The organism is Pseudomonas sp. KSR10 (assembly GCF_022355455.1).
Lineage (GTDB): Bacteria > Pseudomonadota > Gammaproteobacteria > Pseudomonadales > Pseudomonadaceae > Stutzerimonas > Stutzerimonas stutzeri_E.
Genome location: NZ_JAKOEN010000019.1, coordinates 745,902 through 766,003, shown reverse-complemented (window position 1 = coordinate 766,003; position 20,102 = coordinate 745,902). Strand labels below are relative to the sequence as shown.

At 63.3% G+C, this 20,102-nt stretch carries 18 protein-coding genes; 5 read left to right on the top strand and 13 right to left on the bottom strand.

Annotated features, from left to right (window positions below):
* Window positions 1-31: 31 nt before the first annotated feature.
* Entirely contained in the window at window positions 32-805 is a 774-nt protein-coding gene (locus MCB86_RS12505) for a YdcF family protein (RefSeq protein ID WP_239611131.1), read from the top strand.
* Window positions 806-835: 30 nt separating this feature from the next.
* Here the strand turns inward: MCB86_RS12505 and lnt are convergent, their stop codons facing one another.
* The 10 genes from lnt to MCB86_RS12455 all read right to left on the bottom strand — a co-directional run bounded on the left by lnt (window position 836) and on the right by MCB86_RS12455 (window position 10,552).
* Window positions 836-2,347, bottom strand: a complete 1,512-nt coding sequence (gene lnt / locus MCB86_RS12500; RefSeq protein ID WP_239611130.1) for an apolipoprotein N-acyltransferase — start codon at window positions 2,345-2,347, stop codon at window positions 836-838.
* A gap of 96 nt (window positions 2,348-2,443) precedes the next feature.
* Entirely contained in the window at window positions 2,444-3,292 is an 849-nt protein-coding gene (locus MCB86_RS12495) for an HlyC/CorC family transporter (RefSeq protein WP_045163810.1), read from the bottom strand.
* A 38-nt stretch (window positions 3,293-3,330) separates the two neighbouring features.
* Window positions 3,331-3,798 carry an rRNA maturation RNase YbeY gene (gene ybeY / locus MCB86_RS12490; protein WP_045163809.1) on the bottom strand — a complete coding sequence of 156 codons (468 nt, stop codon included), beginning with the start codon at window positions 3,796-3,798 and terminating at the stop codon, window positions 3,331-3,333.
* On the bottom strand, window positions 3,791-4,798 hold the full coding sequence (locus MCB86_RS12485) for a PhoH family protein (protein ID WP_045163808.1): 1,008 nt from the start codon (window positions 4,796-4,798) through the stop codon (window positions 3,791-3,793). Before MCB86_RS12485 ends, ybeY begins: the two co-directional genes overlap by 8 nt.
* Window positions 4,799-4,935: 137 nt before the next feature.
* Window positions 4,936-6,276 (bottom strand): tRNA (N6-isopentenyl adenosine(37)-C2)-methylthiotransferase MiaB, encoded by a 1,341-nt coding sequence (gene miaB, locus MCB86_RS12480; RefSeq protein ID WP_045163807.1) that lies wholly within the window; start codon window positions 6,274-6,276, stop codon window positions 4,936-4,938.
* Window positions 6,277-6,456: 180 nt separating this feature from the next.
* Window positions 6,457-6,999 (bottom strand): tetratricopeptide repeat protein, encoded by a 543-nt coding sequence (locus tag MCB86_RS12475; RefSeq protein WP_239611129.1) that lies wholly within the window; start codon window positions 6,997-6,999, stop codon window positions 6,457-6,459.
* A gap of 119 nt (window positions 7,000-7,118) precedes the next feature.
* Window positions 7,119-7,748 carry a hypothetical protein gene (locus MCB86_RS12470; RefSeq protein WP_239611128.1) on the bottom strand — a complete coding sequence of 210 codons (630 nt, stop codon included), beginning with the start codon at window positions 7,746-7,748 and terminating at the stop codon, window positions 7,119-7,121.
* Between the two features lie 5 nt (window positions 7,749-7,753).
* On the bottom strand, window positions 7,754-9,037 hold the full coding sequence (hemL, locus tag MCB86_RS12465) for a glutamate-1-semialdehyde 2,1-aminomutase (RefSeq protein ID WP_239611127.1): 1,284 nt from the start codon (window positions 9,035-9,037) through the stop codon (window positions 7,754-7,756).
* Between the two features lie 67 nt (window positions 9,038-9,104).
* Window positions 9,105-9,743 carry a thiamine phosphate synthase gene (gene thiE / locus MCB86_RS12460; RefSeq protein ID WP_045163803.1) on the bottom strand — a complete coding sequence of 213 codons (639 nt, stop codon included), beginning with the start codon at window positions 9,741-9,743 and terminating at the stop codon, window positions 9,105-9,107.
* A 14-nt stretch (window positions 9,744-9,757) separates the two neighbouring features.
* Window positions 9,758-10,552: a hydroxymethylpyrimidine/phosphomethylpyrimidine kinase gene (locus tag MCB86_RS12455; RefSeq protein ID WP_239611126.1), complete on the bottom strand. Its 795-nt coding sequence runs from the start codon at window positions 10,550-10,552 to the stop codon at window positions 9,758-9,760.
* Between the two features lie 250 nt (window positions 10,553-10,802).
* Here MCB86_RS12455 and MCB86_RS12450 point away from each other — a divergent pair, with 250 nt between their 5' ends.
* Both MCB86_RS12450 and MCB86_RS12445 read left to right on the top strand, forming a co-directional pair.
* On the top strand, window positions 10,803-12,746 hold the full coding sequence (locus MCB86_RS12450; RefSeq protein ID WP_239611125.1) for a hybrid sensor histidine kinase/response regulator: 1,944 nt from the start codon (window positions 10,803-10,805) through the stop codon (window positions 12,744-12,746).
* 260 nt (window positions 12,747-13,006) lie between these two features.
* Window positions 13,007-14,656 (top strand): acyl-CoA dehydrogenase family protein, encoded by a 1,650-nt coding sequence (locus MCB86_RS12445; RefSeq protein ID WP_239611124.1) that lies wholly within the window; start codon window positions 13,007-13,009, stop codon window positions 14,654-14,656.
* A 17-nt stretch (window positions 14,657-14,673) separates the two neighbouring features.
* Here the strand turns inward: MCB86_RS12445 and MCB86_RS12440 are convergent, their stop codons facing one another.
* The gene (locus MCB86_RS12440) at window positions 14,674-15,645 is read right to left on the bottom strand and encodes a threonine dehydratase (RefSeq protein WP_239611123.1); all 972 of its coding nucleotides are present in this window, start codon (window positions 15,643-15,645) and stop codon (window positions 14,674-14,676) included.
* Between the two features lie 80 nt (window positions 15,646-15,725).
* On the opposite strand from MCB86_RS12440, the gene MCB86_RS12435 reads away from it, so the two are divergent.
* A complete protein-coding gene (locus tag MCB86_RS12435) occupies window positions 15,726-17,054 on the top strand; it encodes a PLP-dependent aminotransferase family protein (protein WP_239611122.1) in 1,329 nt (442 codons plus the stop codon).
* Between the two features lie 76 nt (window positions 17,055-17,130).
* Window positions 17,131-18,603, top strand: a complete 1,473-nt coding sequence (gene amn, locus MCB86_RS12430; protein ID WP_239611121.1) for an AMP nucleosidase — start codon at window positions 17,131-17,133, stop codon at window positions 18,601-18,603.
* A gap of 84 nt (window positions 18,604-18,687) precedes the next feature.
* On the opposite strand, the gene MCB86_RS12425 is transcribed toward amn, so the two are convergent.
* Together MCB86_RS12425 and ureG are read right to left on the bottom strand one after the other, a co-directional pair.
* Window positions 18,688-19,260: a HupE/UreJ family protein gene (locus MCB86_RS12425; RefSeq protein WP_045163796.1), complete on the bottom strand. Its 573-nt coding sequence runs from the start codon at window positions 19,258-19,260 to the stop codon at window positions 18,688-18,690.
* A 30-nt stretch (window positions 19,261-19,290) separates the two neighbouring features.
* Window positions 19,291-19,905, bottom strand: a complete 615-nt coding sequence (gene ureG / locus MCB86_RS12420) for an urease accessory protein UreG (protein ID WP_239611120.1) — start codon at window positions 19,903-19,905, stop codon at window positions 19,291-19,293.
* Between the last annotated feature and the right edge of the window lie 197 nt (window positions 19,906-20,102).

Here is a 20,102-nt window from a genome sequence, read left to right as displayed (position 1 = left end):
AGTTGCAGCGACCGATCTGCCGGAGCTGCACATGCCGATTCGCTATTTCTTCAAACAACTGCTGCTGCCGCCGGGTGGCCTGTTATTGCTATTGCTCGCCGCCTGGTGGCTTAGACGTCGTGCGCCGCGTCTGGCCGCGCTCTGTTTCGTGCTGGGGTTCGGAGGGTTGTGGTTGATGAGCTTGCCGGTCACGGTGGAGTGGGCGGCGCGCATGATCGAAAGCGAAGTGGCTTTGGATCGATCGCAGTGGAGCGGCCTCGAGCAGCGGGCGCAGGCGATTGTGGTGCTTGGCGCCGGCCGAGAGCAGGCCGATCCCGCCTGGGAAGGCGATCAGCCCAGCCATATCGCCCTTGAACGGCTGCGCTATGCATCGCGCCTGGCCAAGGCCTCCGGTCTGCCGATCCTCGCCAGTGGGGGGCTGCACTATGGTGAACCTCCCAGCGAAGCCTTGCTCGCTGCTGAAACGCTGCAGCACGATTTTGCGACTCAAACCCGATGGCTCGAGGAGCGCAGCCGCACCACCTGGGAAAACGCACGCTATAGTGCCGAGCTGCTGAAGGCAGGTGGCATCGAACGAATTGTTCTGGTGACCTCGGCGTCGCACATGCCAAGGTCACGCTGGTGCTTCGAGCGGTTCGGACTTGAAGTCATCCCGGCGCCCGTGGGCTTCGTCGGCGTACCCAACGGAAGGCCGTTCGGGGGATGGCTGCCCGAGTCGAAAGCCGTCTGGCAGAACGGCATGCTGCTCAACGAGGCAGTGGGCATGCTGGTCTATCCGCTGCTATATGACGGCGACGGCCAATAACGTTTTGCCGATCGGCCGGGCTGACGCTGTTCAGGTCCGCCGGCGGCGCACCACACCCCAGCCGAGCAACAACACGCACACCACGATCAAGGGCCAGGAGCGCCATTGCAGATAGGGCGTCAATCCCTGCATGGGGGTGACCTCACCATAGAGCACGCTCTCCTCGAACGCAGGGATCCGTTCGGTGATTTGACCCTGTGGGTCGATGAGCACCGTAACGCCGTTGTTGGTGGCACGAATCATCCAGCGGCCGGCTTCCAGCGCGCGCATCTGTGCCATCTGCAAATGCTGCAGCGGCCCGATGGAATGACCGAACCAGGCGTCGTTGCTGACCGTGAGCAGCATGTCGCTCTGCGCTGCGAGGCTGGCGGCGAACTCCGGATAGACGACTTCGTAGCAGATGAACGGCGCGATTTGGTAACCCTTTGCCTGAAGCAGTGTTTGCTCCGGCGTGCCACGGGCGAAGTCGGACATCGGCAGATCGAAGAAGGCGATCAGACCGCGCAGCAAGTCCTGCAGAGGGACGTATTCGCCGAAGGGCACCAGTTTCTGTTTCAGATAGGTGCCCTGCGCGTCGCCGGCGGTAGTCAGGCCATTGTAGTAGCGCAGCTCGCCCTCGGCGTTGGGCTGGCGTATAGGCACCCCGGTGATCAAGGCTGACTGCCGATCATTGGCGAAGCGGCTCATCATGCTTAGATAGCCTTCGGCGTGCTCCTTGAGAATCGGTACGGCGGTTTCCGGCCAGACGATGAGGTCGGCGGGACGACTATGGAACGTCATGTCGCGGTAGAGCAGCAGTTGCATTTCGAGCTTTTTGGGGTCCCATTTGATGCTCTGGGCGACATTTCCCTGCACCGCGGCGACTGTGATCGGCTCACCCTTGGTGGTTGTCCAGGCGTGCTGACCGATCCCCAGTGCGCCGCCCCAGAGCAGCGCCAGTGCGGCCAGCGAGCCAATCAACGCACCCTTGTGAGCGGCCAGGCGGGGCAGTTCTATCAACAGGGTGGCGGTTAGTACGATCACGAAGCTCAGCAGCCAGACGCCACCAAGGGGGGCGAGCCCGGCCAACGGACCTTCAAGCTGGCTGTAGCCGGCATAGAGCCAGGGGAAGCCCGTCAGTACCCAGCCGCGCAGCGCGTCAAGCGCGAGCCACAGCGCGGCGAACACAAGCGCGGCGAGTAGCGGTGCGCTGGCCGGTCGGAGCCAGCGCGACCAGAGCCAGCCAAGCAGCGCGAAAAACAAGGCCAGGCCGGCAACGAAGCCCAGGGTCAAGGTCCCCGCCAGGATGGGTGGAGCTGCGCCGAAGTCGTGGATGCTGACGTAGACCCAGCTGACGCCGGAGGCGAACAAGCCGAACCCGTAGCACCAGCCGCGACCGGCGGCCTGCTTTGGTGCCAGCTCGCGTAGGCCGAGATAGATCAGCCCGATCGACAACAGGGCCAGCGGCCAAATGTCGAACGGTGCGAGCGATAGGGTGGTCAGGGCGCCAGCGGCAAGCGCCAGCAGGTTGCCCGGCCAGCCGGGGCGGGTGATCCAGCGCATGGGACTTCCTTGAAAGACTGCCGCCGGTACGGTGACCGGCGGCGGGAATACGGAGCGGACGAGTCTACCGAAGGTTTCGCTGCGCCGGCAGGGAGCCTAGCGGTTTTCCGTCTCAGTGCGCGTTAGGCGCAGCATGTGCACGCGGCGGCTGTCGGCATTCAGCACGCGGAAGCGGAAACCGTCGATTTCGGTCACCTCGTTGCGCTTGGGTAGATGGCCGAATGTGCTCATCACCAGTCCGGCCACGGTGTCGAATTCTTCGTCGGGAAACTCGCTGTCGAAGAACTCGTTGAAGCTGTCGATCGGCGTTAGCGCCTTGACCAGAAAGTCGCCGCTGGGCAGCGGGCGGATATAGCTGTCTTCCTCGATGTCGTGCTCGTCTTCGATGTCGCCGACGATCTGCTCAAGTACGTCTTCAATGGTCACCAGCCCGGCGACACCGCCGTATTCGTCGATGACGATGGCCATGTGGCTGTGGTTCGCGCGGAACTCGCGCAACAGCACGTTGAGGCGCTTGGATTCGGGAACAAAGGTGGCCGGGCGCAGCAGGTCCTTGATGTCGAAAGGCTGTTGTTCGTCCTGCAGGATCAGCGGCAGCAAATCCTTGGCCAGCAGTACCCCGATCACCTCGTCGAGGCTATCGCCGACCACCGGATAGCGCGAGTGGGCGGCAGAGATGATGGCCGGTAGGAACTCCTTCGGCGACTGGTCGGCGCGGATGCTCATGACTTGTGAGCGCGGCACCATGATGTCGCGTACTTGCAGGTCGGCCACCTGGATGGCGCCCTCGACGATCGCCAGGGCTTCGTTGTCCAGCAGTTTGTTCTGGTGGGCGCCGCGCAATACTTCCAGCAGCTCCTCACGATTTTTCGGCTCCTGGGCAAAAGCCTGGGTGATTTTCCCAAACCAGGACTTCTGCCCGTTGCTCGATCGGTCTTCGCTCATGTTTTTGACTCAATGGTCCTTGCAGTTGCCCGTTCGGGCTATTCGGTGGCGTAAGGGTCGGCGTGACCCAGTTCGGCCAACAGTTGACGCTCGAGGCTTTCCATTTCTTCGGCTTCGTCGTCTTCGAGGTGATCGTAGCCGAGCAGATGCAGGCAGCCATGAATGACCAGGTGGGCCCAGTGCGCCGGCAATGTCTTGCCTTGTTCGGCCGCTTCGCGCTCCACCACCGGCACGCAGATCACCAGGTCGCCCAGCAGCGGGATATCCAGCAGCGGAACGCCGCCCGGCCCGTCCGGTACGTCCGCCGGAAAGGACAGCACGTTGGTGGCGTAGTCCTTCTGGCGCCAGGTGTGATTCAGCTCGCGGCCCTCGGGTTCGTCCACCAGGCGGATGGTCAGTTCGGAATCCGCGCTGCGCTGACGCAAGGCCAGCTCGCACCAGCGGCGAAGGTCTGCCTCGTCAGGTACGGCGCCGTTGCTAGCGCACTGCACATCAAGCTCAATCATCGCGATTGTCCGCAGTGCTACGTTTGCCAGCCGGGGGCTGGCGGTCTTCGAAGGCCTCGTAGGCTTCGACGATGCGCTGCACCAGCGGGTGGCGCACCACATCCTTGGGTTTGAAGTGAGTGAAGCTGATGCCGTTGACGTCCTTGAGCACTTCGATCACATGCGCGAGGCCGCTCTTGGTGCCGCGCGGCAGATCAACCTGGGTGATGTCGCCGGTGATCACCGCAGTGGAGCCGAAGCCGATCCGGGTGAGAAACATCTTCATCTGTTCCAGCGTGGTGTTCTGGCTCTCGTCAAGGATGATGAAGCTGTTGTTCAGTGTCCGCCCACGCATGTAAGCCAGCGGTGCGATCTCGATAACCTGTTTCTCGATCAGCCGTGCCACGTGCTCGAAGCCGAGCATTTCATAAAGGGCGTCGTAGAGCGGGCGCAAATAGGGATCGATCTTCTGCGCCAGATCGCCCGGCAGGAACCCCAGCTTTTCACCGGCCTCGACCGCTGGGCGCACGAGCAGGATACGGCGGATCTGCTCGCGCTCCAGCGCATCGACGGCGCAGGCGACGGCCAGATAGGTCTTGCCGGTACCGGCCGGGCCGATGCCGAAGTTGATGTCGTTGTCGAGGATCGACTGTACGTAGCGCTGTTGATTGGCACCGCGTGGGCGAATATTGCCTTTTCGGGTGCGCAGTGAAATGTTCGGCGTGGTGGACGAGTTGTTCAACTCCTCCATCGCCGACTCCTGCAGGAATAGGTGAACCATGTCGGGCGAGAGCTCGTTGCTCTTAGTCTCGCGGTACAGGCGTCGCAGCAGGTGTTCCGCCGCTTTGGTGACGTCGGTTGGCCCGATCAGCTCGAACTGGTTTCCACGATTGCGGATTTCCAGCTCCAAGCGCTGTTCGATCAGGCGCAAATGCTCGTCGAACTGGCCGCACAGATTGGCGAAGCGGTTGGCTTCAAAAGGTTCCAGGGTGAAACGATGAGGTTCTATAGGGGCGTTCAAGGGATTTTGATTGACCTGCTCTGCAATAAGGTTCGATGAGAATAGCGCCGCGCGGCGAAAAAAGCAGCGGCGCGCCGGCTCGGGCCGTTCGTGACGTTACCGGTCAGAAACTGCTCGAGCGCTGTCCGGTGACCCGCTCAGCTTGCGGCCCGTTCGATCAGCGTGCCTCGCAGCGAATGCGGGAGGGCGTCATCGATATGCACGTCGACGAACTGACCGATCAACCTTGGATTGTCGCAGCGGAAATTGACGATCCGGTTGTGCTCGGTGCGGCCCTGAAGCATGCCTGGGTCTTTTTTAGAGTAGTCGGTGACGAGAATTCGCTGCTGGGTACCCACCATTCGTCGACTGTTCTCGAAACCCTGCTGGTTGATGCGTTGTTGCAGGATCGCCAGACGCTGCTTCTTCACCTCGTCCGGGGTCTCGTCGAGCAGGTCCGCCGCCGGTGTGCCGGGCCGCGAGCTGTAGACGAAGGAGTAGGAAAAGTCGAAGCCGACGTCCTCGATCAGCTTCATGGTCTGCTCGAAGTCCTTCTCGGTCTCGCCGGGAAAACCGACGATGAAGTCAGAACTGATCAGAATCTCCGGTACCGCCGCTTTCAGCTTGCGAATGCGTGACTTGTACTCCAGCGCCGTATGGTTGCGCTTCATGGCTGCCAGTATACGATCGGAGCCCGCCTGCACCGGCAAGTGCAGGTATTTCACCAGCTCCGGCACTTCGGCGTGAGCCTGGATCAACGCATCGGAAAATTCCAACGGGTGGCTGGTGGTGTAGCGGATGCGGTCGATGCCGTCGACAGCCGCTACCACGCGGATCAACTCGGCCAGATCGGCGGTTCGCCCGTCATGAGTGGCGCCGCGGTAGCCGTTGACGTTCTGGCCGAGCAGGGTGACTTCGCGGACGCCATTTTCAGCCAAGTGGATCACTTCGGCGAGCACGTCGTCGAAAGGCCGGCTGACTTCCTCGCCGCGGGTGTAGGGCACGACGCAGAAGGTGCAGTATTTGCTGCAGCCTTCCATGACTGAGACGAAGGCCGTGGGACCATCGACGCGGGGCTCGGGTAGACGGTCGAACTTCTCGATCTCGGGGAATGAAATATCGACCTGCGGCTTCTTCGTGGTGCGTGCCGCGTCGATCATCTCCGGCAGCCGGTGCAAGGTTTGCGGGCCGAAGACCACGTCCACGTAGGGCGCGCGGTCGCGGATCGCCGCACCTTCCTGGCTCGCCACGCAGCCGCCAACACCGATGACCAGTTGCGGGTTGTCCAGCTTCAGTTCACGCCAGCGACCCAGCTGGGAAAATACTTTTTCCTGCGCTTTTTCTCGAATCGAACAGGTATTGAGCAGGATCACGTCGGCTTCCGCCGGATTCGAGGTGATCTCGAGAGGCTGTTGCTCGCCCAGCAGGTCCACCATGCGTGAGCTGTCGTACTCGTTCATCTGGCAGCCGTGGGTTTCGATATAGAGCTTGCGGGTCATGTTACGGGCCGGCGTTGTGCAAAAAATGACCGGCGATTATACGGCCGGACGGGGGACGATAAAAGCGAAAGCCGGTAAAGCGGATAAATGCATTGGCGGGGGCGCGCAGGAAGCGGAGCGCTGAAGCTGAAACGATCGGCAGGGCGTGGTCGCCGGTATCGGGGCGTTCCAGCTGCGCCGTTACGGCCTCGACGGAGCGCTCTCGCCGGCGGTCTGTAGATCCATCAGGTAGTCACGAAAGATCTGTCCGAGAACCTGAGTGGCAATCTCCAGTTCGTCGCGGCGCATCTGTGCAGACACGCGATCGGCCGTATCCAGCGCGTCCTCCTCGCCGTTGACCGCCGACATCTTCAGTACCACATAGGCCTGGACATTGTTCGCCGGCACGCCTTCGCCGCGAAAGAACATCACGCCGAGCCGATGCTGGGCCAACGCGTGCCCCTTCAGCGATGCCTGTTCGAACCAGTGCAGTGCTTTGCTCAGGTCGCGAGGGGTGCGGCGATTGTCGTAGTGATACTCGCCGAGCTCATAGGCCGCTTGCACATCGCCTTCGCTGGCCACCTGCTCGCATGCGCGCAGGGCTTCACGCATCGCTTCCGGGGCGGTATTCAGCGCGCAGCGGGAAGTTGCCGGAATCAGCAGCGAGTTGCCTCCTGCCGTGGCCGGCAGGGGCGAGAGAAGCAGCAGGCAGCCAATGAAGAGGCTGCGGCCGGTGCGAATCATGGATCAAAGCGCCTCGAAGAGCAGGGCGGTGATTGAAGGCCGGCGAAAACGAGCCGACGTTCACATTATGGATAAGCCGTTGCCTGCTTACAAAGGCTTTGATGACGCGTGTTCGGCTTTTATGCAGGTGCGCTGTGCTCCTCGCGCAAGTTACCCGGCAGATTGAGCAGCATCCAGGCAATGATCGGACAGGCCAAAGCGAGCCAGAACTGCTGATAAGCGCCGAGCGGATTGGGGCCGATCGATAGGCCGGTCCAGGGCAGCAATGCCAGCATCAGAGCGCTACCGGCTACGCCAGCACTGGCCTGCAGGCGCGCCGGCCATTGCAGCAGGCCAGCATAAAGCACCAGCAACGCGCTGAGCAGGCCCAGCGTGAGCGCGTAAGGTGCGCTCCAGTCAAGCTGCCGGGCGAGTTCGAAGAAGGCGCACAGGCCTATCACAATTCGACCCCAGGTCGGCCGGCTCCAGATCCATTTGCGACCCAACGTCAGCGCCACCACGCCGACCAACGGTAGTCCGAGCAGCAGGGTTGCCTGCATCAGCCAGCGTTCGGCCTCCAGCGTGTCGAGGCCAATCGCCAGTCTTGCCGCAGCGCAGGCTCCGGTTCCGGCCGCCAGGCTAAAGGCGAGCAGCGCGCAAAACAGTGCGGGCTGGTCCGGCTCGCCATAACCGCGGCGGGCCGTACCGATCCAGATCGCGCTGGAAAGTCCAGACAACGTCAGCAACGTGGCTTGCAACAGTTCGGGCATCGGGCTCACTTCAGTCGGGCGAAGGCGCGCTCGGCGGCATCGAGCGTCAGCTGAAGCTCCTTGTCGCCGTGGGCAATGGAGGTAAAGCCGGCTTCGTACGCGCTAGGTGCGAGATACACGCCACCTTCGAGCATCAGATGGAAGAATCGCTTGAAGCGCTCGGCATCGCTGGCCATCACGTCTTCGAAGGTGACGATGTTTTCCGCGTCGCTGAAATACAGGCCGAACATGCCGCCGACCTGGGTGGTGACGAAAGGAATACCGGCCGCCGCCGCGCGCTCTTTCAAGCCCTGCAGCATGGAGGTGGTGTAGTAGGTGAGTTCCGCATGGAAACCGGGACGGCTGATCAGCTGCAGCGTGGTCAGGCCGGCAGCCATCGCCAATGGGTTGCCGGACAGGGTACCAGCTTGGTAGACCGGGCCCAGCGGGGCGATACGCTCCATGATTTCGCGCTTGCCGCCGAAGCAGCCAACCGGCATGCCGCCACCGATGATCTTGCCGAAAGTGGTGAGGTCCGGGGTGACGCCATAGTGGGACTGGGCGCCGCCGAGCGCGACGCGGAAGCCGGTCATCACTTCATCGAAAATCAACACCACGCCGTGCTTGTCGCACTGCTCGCGCAGCCCCTGCAGATAACCAGGTGCTGGCGGGACGCAGTTCATGTTGCCGGCGACCGGTTCGACGATGATGCACGCGACTTCTTTGCCAACCTCTGCGAGCATCTGCTCGACTGCGGCCAGATCGTTGAACGGTAGGGTCAGCGTGTGCTTGGCGAACGCCGCCGGCACGCCTGCGGAGCTGGGCACACCCTGAGTCAATGCGCCAGAGCCAGCTTTGACCAGCAGGCTGTCGGAATGACCGTGGTAGCAGGCCTCGAACTTGATGATGCTGTCGCGGCCGGTATAACCACGGGCCAGGCGAATGGCGCTCATGGTCGCCTCCGTCCCCGAGCTGACCATGCGCATCATTTCCATCGACGGGACCAGGCTGCAGACCCGTTCGGCCATTTCGGTTTCCATCGCGGTCGGCGCGCCGTATGACAACCCATGCTCCAGTTGACGGCGTACTGCGTCGAGCACCTCGGGATGGCTATGGCCGAGAATCATCGGCCCCCAAGAGCCGACATAATCCACATAGCGCTTGTCATCCTCGTCCGTCACGTAGGCGCCTTCGGCGTGCTTGAGGAATATCGGCGTGCCGCCAACGCTCCGGAACGCGCGCACGGGGGAGTTGACGCCACCCGGAATGTGATTCTGGGCGCTGGCAAAAAGGGTTTCGGAACGGGACATGCTGGGCCTCTCCAGGGAAACAAAAATACAGCTTGGACAGGAGCGACACCTCCTGCCATGACACTGGTCAGTCGGCGGCGAACAACTCGCTGAACGCATGTGCGCGACGCTCGACTTCGCTAGCTGACTCGGCCGCGAACAGCGCATGCACCACGGCGACCAGGCTGGCGCCACGGGCGATCAGGTCTGGAGCATTGTCCAGCGTCACGCCGCCTATCACGGTGATCGGCAGGGTGAAACGCTGACGTGCCTGCTCGAGCATCTCCAGGGTGGCGGCAGGAGCGCCGGGTTTGGTGTTGGAATCGAAGAATCGGCCGAAGGCGACATAGCTGGCTCCTTCGGCAATGGCCTGTTCAGCCAGATCCAGGCGTGCATGGCAGGTCGCACCGATGATGGCCTTACGGCCCAGAAGGGCACGCGCCACCGAGAGCGAGCCGTCTTGCTGGCCCAAGTGCAGCCCGACGCCGAGGCGCGCCGCCAGTTCCGCGTCGTCATTGATGATCAATCGTGCTGCATGACGCTCGCAGAGTTCGCGCAGAGCCTCGGCTTCGCGCAAGCGGCGCCGGTCATCGTCGGATTTATCGCGGTATTGCAGCAGCCTTGCCCCGCCCCTCAGCGCCGCTTCGGCGTAGGGCAGCAGGCGCCCGTCGGCCAGCAACTTGCTGTCAGTAATGGCGTAGAGGCCGCGCAGATGATTGTCTTTCATGTGCAGCGCTCCTGTCAGGCCAGATCGAGCGGCAGGCGACGGGGGATGTATTGTCCGCGGCCCGGCGCTTCGGCATCTCGCAGCGTGCGCCAGGTGTAATCGAGAGCGGACTTCACGGCACTGGCGAGCCCTTCGCCGAGCGCCAGGCGACCGGCCAGGGCGCTGGCCAGGGTGCAGCCTGAGCCATGGTAGCTGCCGGGCAGACGCTGGCAGCTGAAATCGTGCCGACCACCGTCGCGCGAATAGAGACGGTTGTGCACCTCGGTTTCGTCGCCATGCCCGCCGGTGATCAACAGGTGACGAATGTAGGGCAACAGCCTTTCGGCGCACTGGTCGGCGCTGCCCTCCGGCAGCTCGGCAAGTATCCGCGCTTCGGGCAGGTTCGGCGTGGCGAGGGTCGCTACCGGAAACAGGCGCTCGCGCATGGCGTAGCCGACTTCGTCCTTGCCCAATGCGCCACCCCCCCCGGCGCGCAGCACCGGATCGCAAACCAGCGGCACGCCGGGCAGTTTCTGCATGACTTCCAGTACGGTCTCGACCATTTCTACCGAACCGAGCATGCCCAGCTTAACCGCGGCAATCGGCATGTCGGCGATGACGGCATGGGCCTGGGCCAGTACCCAATCGCGATCGAGCACACGGAAATCGCTAACGTCGACGGTATCCTGCACGGTCAGCGCAGTGACGGCCGGGGCGGCGTGGCAGCCCTGAGCGACCAGCGCCTCTATGTCGGCTTGCAGCCCGGCGCCGCCACTCGGGTCGTGGCCGGAAAGGCATAGAACGACAGGGCGAGAGCAAGGGCCGGTCATCGATGAGTTCCCCGAATGCGTGGCTGAATGGAGTGGCCGGGGCTAGTACAGCCCGATTTAAAGGCGTGCGAGCTTACCATCAATCGCCCCGAGCGGCTTGCGCAGAGGACGGTTGAGCGCATTGGTCGGGATATCGGACAGAAGCTGCCGTTTGGGTTGGCCGGAGCATGCTAAAGTGCCATCAATTTGTGGGTCGCGAATCTTCAGGGTTCCGAATTCTCTGACGCGACCCGGCAGGTCTTACTTCGCCATGCGCTATTTTTTCATCGTCATGCTCGGTCTGCTGCCATCGTTGGCCAGCGCCATAGAATTCGACCAGAACACCCGACGGCTACCGCTTGGGCATGCCATGGCGGTGCTGGACGACCCCGATCGGGACGTCACCATCGAGGAGGTCATCGCGCTCGATGCGGCCGGGCGCTTCGTCGATCATCAAGATGACGTACTCAACGCCGGCTATTCGCGCTCGGCCTTCTGGTTACGCGTCGACCTGCTGTACCGCGCCAACCACTCCGACGAGCACAGCCGTTGGTGGCTCGAACTGGCGTATCCACCTCTAGATCTGCTGGAGCTGTACCTGCCGGATGCGCAGGGTGGTTACCATTTGGCCCAGCGGAGCGGCGACGCGCTGCCGTTCAGTCAGCGGCAAATCAAGCAGCGCAATCATCTGTTCGAACTGCAACTGGCACCGAACCAGCCCAAGCGCATCTATCTGAGGCTGGAAAGCCAGGGGTCTATCCAGGTGCCGCTGACGTTATGGGAGCCGGTGGCCTATCTGGAGGAGCAGTCGGCCCATATCTACGTACTGGCGATCATCTACGGCGTGCTGTTGGTGATGCTGATTTACAACCTGTTCATCTACCTCAGCGTGCGTGATCGCAGCTACCTCTACTACATCCTCTATATCGGCTCGTTCGGTCTTTATCAGGTCTCGGTCAATGGTCTGGGGGTGCAATATCTCTGGCCCGAGTCACCGTGGTGGGCCAATGCCTCAACGCCGCTGCTGATCGGCGCGGCGGGTCTTTTTGGTTGTCAGTTCGCCCGCAGCTTCCTGCATACCCGCGAGCACAGTCCCTGGATCGACCGAACCTTGCTGGCCTTGATGGCGCTCGGGGTGGTCACCATGGTGCTGGCGTTCACCTCCAGCTACGCCTTGGCGCTGCGTCTGGCCACGTTCCTGGCGCTCTGGTTCATCCTGGTGGTTTTCATGGCCGGCAGCATCGCCTGGTACCGCGGGATGCGTGTGGCGCGTTATTTCATGATCGCCTGGACGACCTTCTTGATCGGTGCGCAGATCAACACGCTGATGGTTCTCGGTTACCTGCCGCATAACTTCTTCACCATGTACGCCGGGCAGATAGGGTCTGCCGTCGAGGTGGCCCTGTTGTCGCTGGCGCTGGCCGATCGCATCAACGCAATGCGGGAAGAGCGGGCCATGATGCTGCAGGAAACCGGTCGCAAATTGGAAAAGCTGAACCGCGAGCTGGCCGAGAGCAACCGTCTGAAGGACCAGTTCCTGGCCAACGTGACCCACGAATTGCGCACACCGATGCATGGCGTGTTGGGCAGTCTCGAGCTCATGCAGACTTTGGAGCTGAGCGGTGAGCTGGAGCAGTACCAGCGCATCGCGACCGGCTCGGCGCGCGAGATGATGCGCCTGGTCAACGACATTCTCGCGCTGACTGAACTGCAGGCGGGTAAGCTTCAGGTGCGCAGCAAGCCGTTCAGGCTGCGGACAATCATCGACGAGCTATACGTAATCTATGGCGCCCGGGCTGCGGTGCGTGGGTTGAGCTTCGAGCTCGAAGTCGCCAGTCACCTACCTGAGATGCTGGAGGGCGATGCCGACAAGCTCTCACAGAGTCTCGGTTATCTGCTCGACAACGCCATCAAATTCACCGTGCAGGGGCGGGTGGTTCTAGCGCTGAGCGGTCATGAGGAGGCTCAGTCCCGCTTCGTCCTGGTGGCGGACGTGATCGATACCGGTTCCGGCTTCGAGGCGCCTGTCGATGATTCGCTGTACCAACATTTTCGCCAGTTGGACGGCAGCATGACCCGGCAGCACGGCGGTCTGGGTATCGGCCTCTCGCTGTGTCGCCAGCTGATCAAGCTGCAAGGCGGGGATATCTCGCACCACTCCGACCCTGGTCGCGGTAGTCGCTTCTCCGTGCGCTTGCCGTTCCGTCTCCCCTGAGCTCCCGTTCGGCTCTGCGCTAGGCAGCGCCGGTTGGGGCGTCCCGTCCTGCCTCAGTGGCAAGCGGGACGCGCAGGTTTTGGCCGAAACCCCACTTTTTCAACGCATTCATGCGTGCTTCACTTTCTCTCGCGGTTCGTCGCGAGAGGCGGTCCGCGTCGCCCCGGCGAAGTTCAGACGGCGAGGGGAGCAATCCTGGAAGCACCGCAGCGCGTCTTCAGCCGGGTCGAATATCGCTTTCGCCTGCCGAGGAGACCGCCATGAGCTTGCATCAATACGCCGAAACCCATGAGGTGTTGAACCAGGTCCCGCCGCTGGACGGTGCGAACCTGTATCGCCTCGACCTGCCGCTGCAGGACTGGGTGCGGCGTTACAAAGGCGGCTGGGCCGACCCTCGGCTGGATGAATACGGTGCCTTGGCGGGCGGTCCGTTGATGGCGGCGGGCTTTCTCGCCAATGAAAACAAGCCGGTGTTCAAAAGCCACGACCGCTACGGGCATCGCATCGATCTGGTGGATTTCCACCCGGCCTATCACGAGTTGATGCGCACCGCGATCGCCTATGGCATACCGTCGTTGCCCTGGACCGACCCGCAGCCCGGCGCCCAGGTCGCCCGGGCTGCGTTGATGTACCTACACAACCAGGCCGAGTCCGGAACCAGCTGCCCGCTGACCATGACCTACGCCAGCGTCCCCGCCTTGCGCTTGCAGCCGGGCGTCAGCGATATCTGGCTGCCGAAGATCCTCAGCCTCGAATACGATCCACGTAACCTGCCCATGGAGCAGAAGAACGGCGTCACCATCGGCATGGCTATGACCGAGAAGCAGGGCGGCACCGATGTGCGTGCCAACACCACCCGCGCCTTTGCCGTCGGCGCGAGCGGTCCGGGTCAGCTGTACGAGCTGGTGGGGCACAAGTGGTTTTGTTCGGCCCCCATGTGCGACGCCTTCCTGACCTTGGCACAGACCGACAAGGGCCTGTCCTGCTTCCTGCTACCACGGCATCGGCCGGATGGCAGTCGCAACCAGTTCTACATCCAGCGGCTGAAGAACAAGCTGGGCAACTGGTCGAATGCCTCCAGCGAAGTCGAGTACCGCGGGGCCCTGGCCTGGATGATCGGCGAAGAAAGGCGTGGTGTACCAACCATTATCGAAATGGTCTCCTCGACCCGCTTCGACTGCATGATCGGCTCCAGTTCGCTGATGCGTCAGGCGCTGACCCAGGCCATGCACCACTGCACGCATCGACAGGTCGGCGGCCGCGTCCTGGCCGAGCAGCCGCTGATGCAGAACGTGCTGGCCGATCTGGCGCTGGAAAGCGAGGCCGCGCTGGCGTTGACTCTGCGCATGGGGCGCGCGCTCGATCGTCCCTTCGACGAGCAGGAAGAAAAATTCGCCCGGCTGGTCACCGCCATCGGCAAATACTGGATTTGCAAGCGCGCACCCGCGACGGTAGCTGAGGCCAGCGAATGCCTGGGCGGCGCCGGCTATGTCGAGGAAACCATCATGCCTCGGCTGTACCGCGAGGCGCCGGTCAACTCGATCTGGGAGGGCTCGGGCAACGTGCAGTGCCTCGACGTGCTGCGCGCTTTGTCGAAAGAGCCCGGCGTGATCGATGTACTGTTCGCCGAGCTCGGCGATGGCCACGGCGACGCCCGTCTGCAGGCACATATCGGTCGGTTGCAGACCGCCTTCACCGATACGGACGATATCCAATACCGCGCCCGTCAACTCACCGAGGATGTGGCCGTCGCGTTGCAGGCCAAACTGCTGCTCGAGGCGGGCAATAGCGCCGTGTCGGATGCCTTCATTGCCAGCCGTCTGGACGGGCACGGACGGGTCTTCGGTACCCTGCCGCGCGGGCTCGATATCAGCGCCCTGCTGGCCCGCAGCGCACCCTTCATCGAGTAGCCGGGGCGTCGCGCCGCTCAGGCGGCAGCGTCGGCTTGCTCGGCCAGGATGCCAGCCAGGACCTGCCGATCGATATTGCCGCCGCTGAGCACCACTGCGATGCGCTCTTCACGGTTGTGCTCGCGTTCCTGCATGGCGGCAGCCAGGGCGGCGGCGCCGGCTCCTTCGGCGAGGTTATGGGTGTCTTCGTGGAGGGCGACGATGGCCTGGCGGATCTCGCGGTCGTCCACGCGCACGATTCGCGTCGCTCCTCGCCGGATGATCTCCAGTGCTTCGGGTGCCGGCATTCGGCAGGCCATGCCGTCCGCGAAGGTATTGGCCGTTTCGGTACAAACGATGCGACCCTGCTCGAAACTCTGGGCGTAGGCATCGGCAGCGCTGGAGACCACGCCGATGATTTCCGTATCCAGCCCCAGCAAGTCGCGGGTGCGGATCATGCCGCAGATACCCGAGCCGAGCCCGATGGGAACATACACGCGGCGCAGATCGGGCACCGCCTCGAGCAACTCCAGGGCGTAGGTGGCGACGCCGCGGATCAGGTCTGGATGCAGCGACGGGACGAAGTGCCAGCCGTTCACCTCGGCCAGTTCCGCGGCGCGCTGGCGGGCGGTATCGAAGTCGCGACCGTACGCGATGACCTCAGCGCCGCATGCGTGCATGGCGGCATTCTTCTCCGTGGAGTTGCCCTCGGGCACTAGGATCTGCAGGCGCAGGCCCGCCTTGTGTGCAGCCATCGCCAGGCTGATTCCGTGGTTACCGCGGGTCGCGGTGATGAGGCCCGGCATACGCGGTTCACGCTTGAGCAGCTCGTGCACGTAGAGTACGCCGCCACGAACTTTGAAGGCGCCGGCAGGGGTGTGATTTTCATGTTTGACCCATATCTCGCAGCCAAGCCGCTCGGCGAGTAGTGGCCATGCGTATTGCGGCGTCGGCGGCACGCTCTGGTGTATCAGCTGGGCTGCCTGACGCAGTGCGTTTAAATCGAACATCGAAAGCTCCTCGGCGGGTTTGACGTCGATCCTAGGTGGCGGGCATTGTATGGGTAAATATTTATATTGCATGGCAAACAATGTGGTTACCCAAGCTCGAAACCAGTGATCAACCGCGTTATCTGGCGCTGGTCGATGCCATTGCGTCGGCCATCGCACGGGGCGAACTGAAGCCTGGCGATCGATTGCCGCCACAGCGGCGGCTGGCCTGGGCGCTCGGACTCAACCCGAGTACTGCGATGCAGGCTTATCGTGAAGCGGCGCGGCGCCATCTGGTGGGTGGCGAGGTAGGGCGCGGCACCTATGTGCTGGCCAGCAGCCGCGAAGCCAGCCTGTTCCGCCTGAAAATGCCGGAGGCGCACCCGGAACTTGTCGACCTTTCGACCAACCTGCCGGCGCTCGCCCCCGACGATGACGACATGCAGCGCAGCGTGGCCGCACTGTGCGCGACGGGGGAGTTGGCGAGCCTGCAAGGCTACCCCTCGGCGCGCAGCCTCCAGCGCGCCCAGCTCGCGGTGAGTAGCTGGTTGCGCGGTCGGGCGCTTGAAATTCCGCCGAGGCAGGTGCTGCTTTGTGCCGGGGCGCAGCAGGGCGTGTTCGCCGCGCTGATCGGACTCTGCGAGCCCGGCGAGCCGGTGCTGGTCGAGGCGCTGACCTCGCCAGGCATCAAGGCCGCCGGGCGCCAATTGCGCCTGCCGTTGCACGGAGTTGCGATGGACGATTGCGGCATCCTGCCGGACGATCTCGACCGCCTGGCTCGTGCCACCTCGGCGCGTGTGGTCGTATTGACGCCCTGCATACAGAACCCGACCGCCGTCAGCATGAATGCACAGCGGCGCGAGGCCATCGCCGCCGTGGCGCGACGGCGTGGCTTGCTGGTCATCGAAGACGACATCTACGGCGCGCTGGGCGACGAGCCGCCGCTGGCGGCGGTATTGCCTGAGCGGACGTTGCTGATCAGCAGCCTGTCGAAGACGGTCGCGCCTGGGTTGCGCCTGGGCTTCGTCGTCGGGCCGGACGCTTGGCTGTCGCGTATCGACCCGGAACGGCAGGCGACTAGCTGGGCCTTGTCGACGCTGTGTCTGCGAATCGGCTGCGAGTGGCTTGAAGACGGGACCGCGGCGCGTCGACTGGCCTGGCAGCGCGAACAGATGACGCTGCGCTGGCGGCTGGCGCAGAAACTGCTTGGCCCGACACGCCGCACGCCGTCGCCGCACCTGTGGCTCGAGTTTCCCAGGGACATGGATCTGCCCGCGTTGTGTCGCGTGGCGGGTATCGAAGCGGCCGCGGCGGAAATCTTCGCGGTCGGCCATGGCGCGCCCAATGCGCTGCGCCTGAGTCTGACCGCCGCCCCCAGCCTGGCGGTGCTGAAGGCAAGGCTGGAAGCACTGGCGCTGGCTGTTGGCTGATCGTGGCCACCTGGTGCTACCGCTGTCATCGATCAGCAGGCAAGATGTTTCCAACGACTGAACAAGGAAATCCAGCATGAATGAAGCAGGCGAGACCTTTCGCATTGCCACCAGCGCCGAAGCTGCCGTGGACTACCTTGCTGAACTCCACCAACGCGCCACCGTGGCGCTCAATCAAGCCCTCAAACGCTACGTTTCAGGCCGCACCGAGCCGGGTGCCGAGGAGCGCAGCCTGTTCCGCTATCCGCAACTGCGCCTGACGTACGAATGCCACGGCGAGGTGCCGGCGTCCACCCGCGCCTATGCCAAGGTGCAGGCGCCGGGCGTGTACAGCGTTACCGTGACCCATCCGGCGGCGTTCCGCAGCTATCTGCTCGACCAGTTGCGACCGCTGATGCTGGATTTCGGCGTCAAGGTCGAAGTCGGTATCAGCGAACGCAACATCCCTTACCCCTATGTGATCGAACAGGGCGACGAGCTGGCGGGCACCGGCGTGACCGCTGCCGAGCTGGCGCGCGTGTTCCCCAGCACCGACCTTTCCGCGGCCACCGACGACATCGCCGATGGCCTCTACGACTGGGAGCATGCTGACCCCTATCCGCTGGCGCTCTTCGACGGCGCGCGGGTGGATTTCTCCCTGCGCCGGCTGGTGCATTACACCGGTAGCGATTGGCGGCATGTGCAACCCTGGATCCTGCTGACCAACTATCACCGCTACGTCGACCAGTTCATCCGCCATGGTCTCGACATGCTGCGCGACGACACCCGCTTCGTGCGCATGGTGCTGCCTGGCAACATCATCATCGAGCGCGGCATGGACGAGGGCGAGGCGCAGGCGATCATCGGCGGCGTGCTCTGGCACCGCTACCAGATGCCGGCCTATCACCTGCAGGCCAAGGATGGCGACGGCGTCACCTTGGTGAACATCGGCGTCGGGCCGTCGAACGCCAAGAACATCACCGATCACCTGGCCGTGCTGCGCCCGCATTGCTGGCTGATGATCGGCCACTGCGGCGGCTTGCGGCAGTCGCAGTCGATCGGTGACTACGTGCTGGCCCACGCCTATATGCGTCGCGATGGGATTCTCGATCGGGTGCTGCCACCGCATATTCCGCTGCCAGCGCTGGCCGAGGTCCAGCAGGCACTTCAAGAAGCCGCGGCGCAGGTCACGGGCGACAAGGGCGAAGCGCTGAAGAAGCGGCTGCGCACCGGCACCGTGCTGACCTACGACGACCGCAACTGGGAATTGCGCTGGGCGCAGGAACGGCCGTTGATCAACCTGTCGCGGGCCGTGGCCGTGGACATGGAGAGCGGCACGATCGCCGCCCAGGGCTATCGTCTACGTGTGCCTTACGGGACGCTGCTATGCGTCTCGGACAAGCCGCTGCACAGCGAGATCAAGCTGCCGGGCTCAGCCAATGCGTTCTACGAACGGGCCGTCACACAACATCTGAAAATCGGTATTGCGGCGCTCGACCTGCTGCGCAGCCAGCTCAACTCGCTGCATTCGCGCAAGTTGCGCAGTTTCGACGAGCCACCGTTCCGCTAGCACGCGGCAAGCTAGCAGGTTCCAGCCAAGCCCGAGCTGACTCGGGCTTTTGCGTTTTTACCTGCTAGTGCTCTTGTCGACTACTCACGCCGCCAAAAGCCAGGCTCCGCTCAGTGCCGAGGCGAGGCCGGCGAGGCGGACCAATGGCGCGGCGGCTCGGGGCAGGTTGCGCGCCACGGCGTAACCGGTGCCATGCAGCGCTGCGGTGGCGGCGACGAAACCTGCGGCGTAGCTCCAGGGGCTGGTTAACTCGGGCAATTCCAAACCATGGGCGACGCCGTGGCTGAGCGCAAATAGCGCGGTCAGCCCCATGGCTACCGGCAGTGCCGGGCGCACCGCCAGGGCAACCAGCAGTCCAAGCGCCAGTACCGAGCCGGCGATGCTGGTCTCCATCAACGGCAGATCAATGCCGGTAAAGCCGAACAGGCCACCGAAGAGCATCGTGATGACGAAGGTCAGCGGCAGCACCCAGCGGGCCTCGCCCTGCTGCTGGGCGGCCCAGAGCCCAACTGCGAGCATCGCCAGCAGGTGGTCGAGCCCGAACAGCGGATGGGCGAAGCCGGACAGCAGGCCTGAGTGATCGTGTCCGGGGTGAGCGAAGGCCAGCGCCGGGCTGAGCAGCAGGGCGGCGGCAAGCAACGATTTATGCAGATCCATGTGATGGCTCCTTTCTGGGGTTCGGTGGGTTCAGGTCGCGCTGAGCATTCCCTGTTTCTCGATAAAGGCGATGATCTCGTCGAGACCCTGGCCCACCTTCTGGTTGCTGAAGACGAATGGCTTGTCGCCGCGCATCTTGCGGGTGTCGCGGTCCATGGCTTCGAGCGAGGCGCCGACCATCGGCGCCAGATCTATCTTGTTGATCACCAGTAGGTCGGACTTGCAGATGCCCGGCCCGCCCTTGCGCGGCAGCTTGTCGCCGGCCGATACGTCGATCACATAGATGGTCAGGTCGGACAGTTCCGGGCTGAAGGTCGCCGAGAGGTTGTCACCGCCGGATTCGACGATGATCAGGTCGAGCCTTGGAAAGCGGCGGTTGAGCTGCTCCACGGCCTCGAGGTTGATCGAGGCATCCTCGCGGATCGCTGTGTGCGGGCAGCCGCCGGTTTCCACACCGATGATGCGTTCGGGCGCCAAGGCTTCGTTACGCACCAGAAACTGTGCGTCTTCCTGGGTGTAGATATCGTTGGTCACCACCGCCAGGTTGTAACGCTCACGCAGGGCCAGGCAGAGCGCTAAGGTCAGGGCCGTCTTGCCGGAACCGACCGGCCCGCCGATGCCGACGCGAAGGGGTTGGGTATTCATGGGTTTTTTCCTCTAAAAGGCAGCGTGCTGCCTCGGGGTTGATGCGAAAGGGGCGTCTCTGCCGTTGGGCAGTGCTGATGAGATTCTTGGGGTTGGGCTTGTTTGCTCGTGCGCAGAAGTTCTGGGGTACCGGCGCTGGCATATGTAGCTTTGTAGGACGCCGCGCTTTCCTCGGCTGGAACCACAGGTTGCGCCTT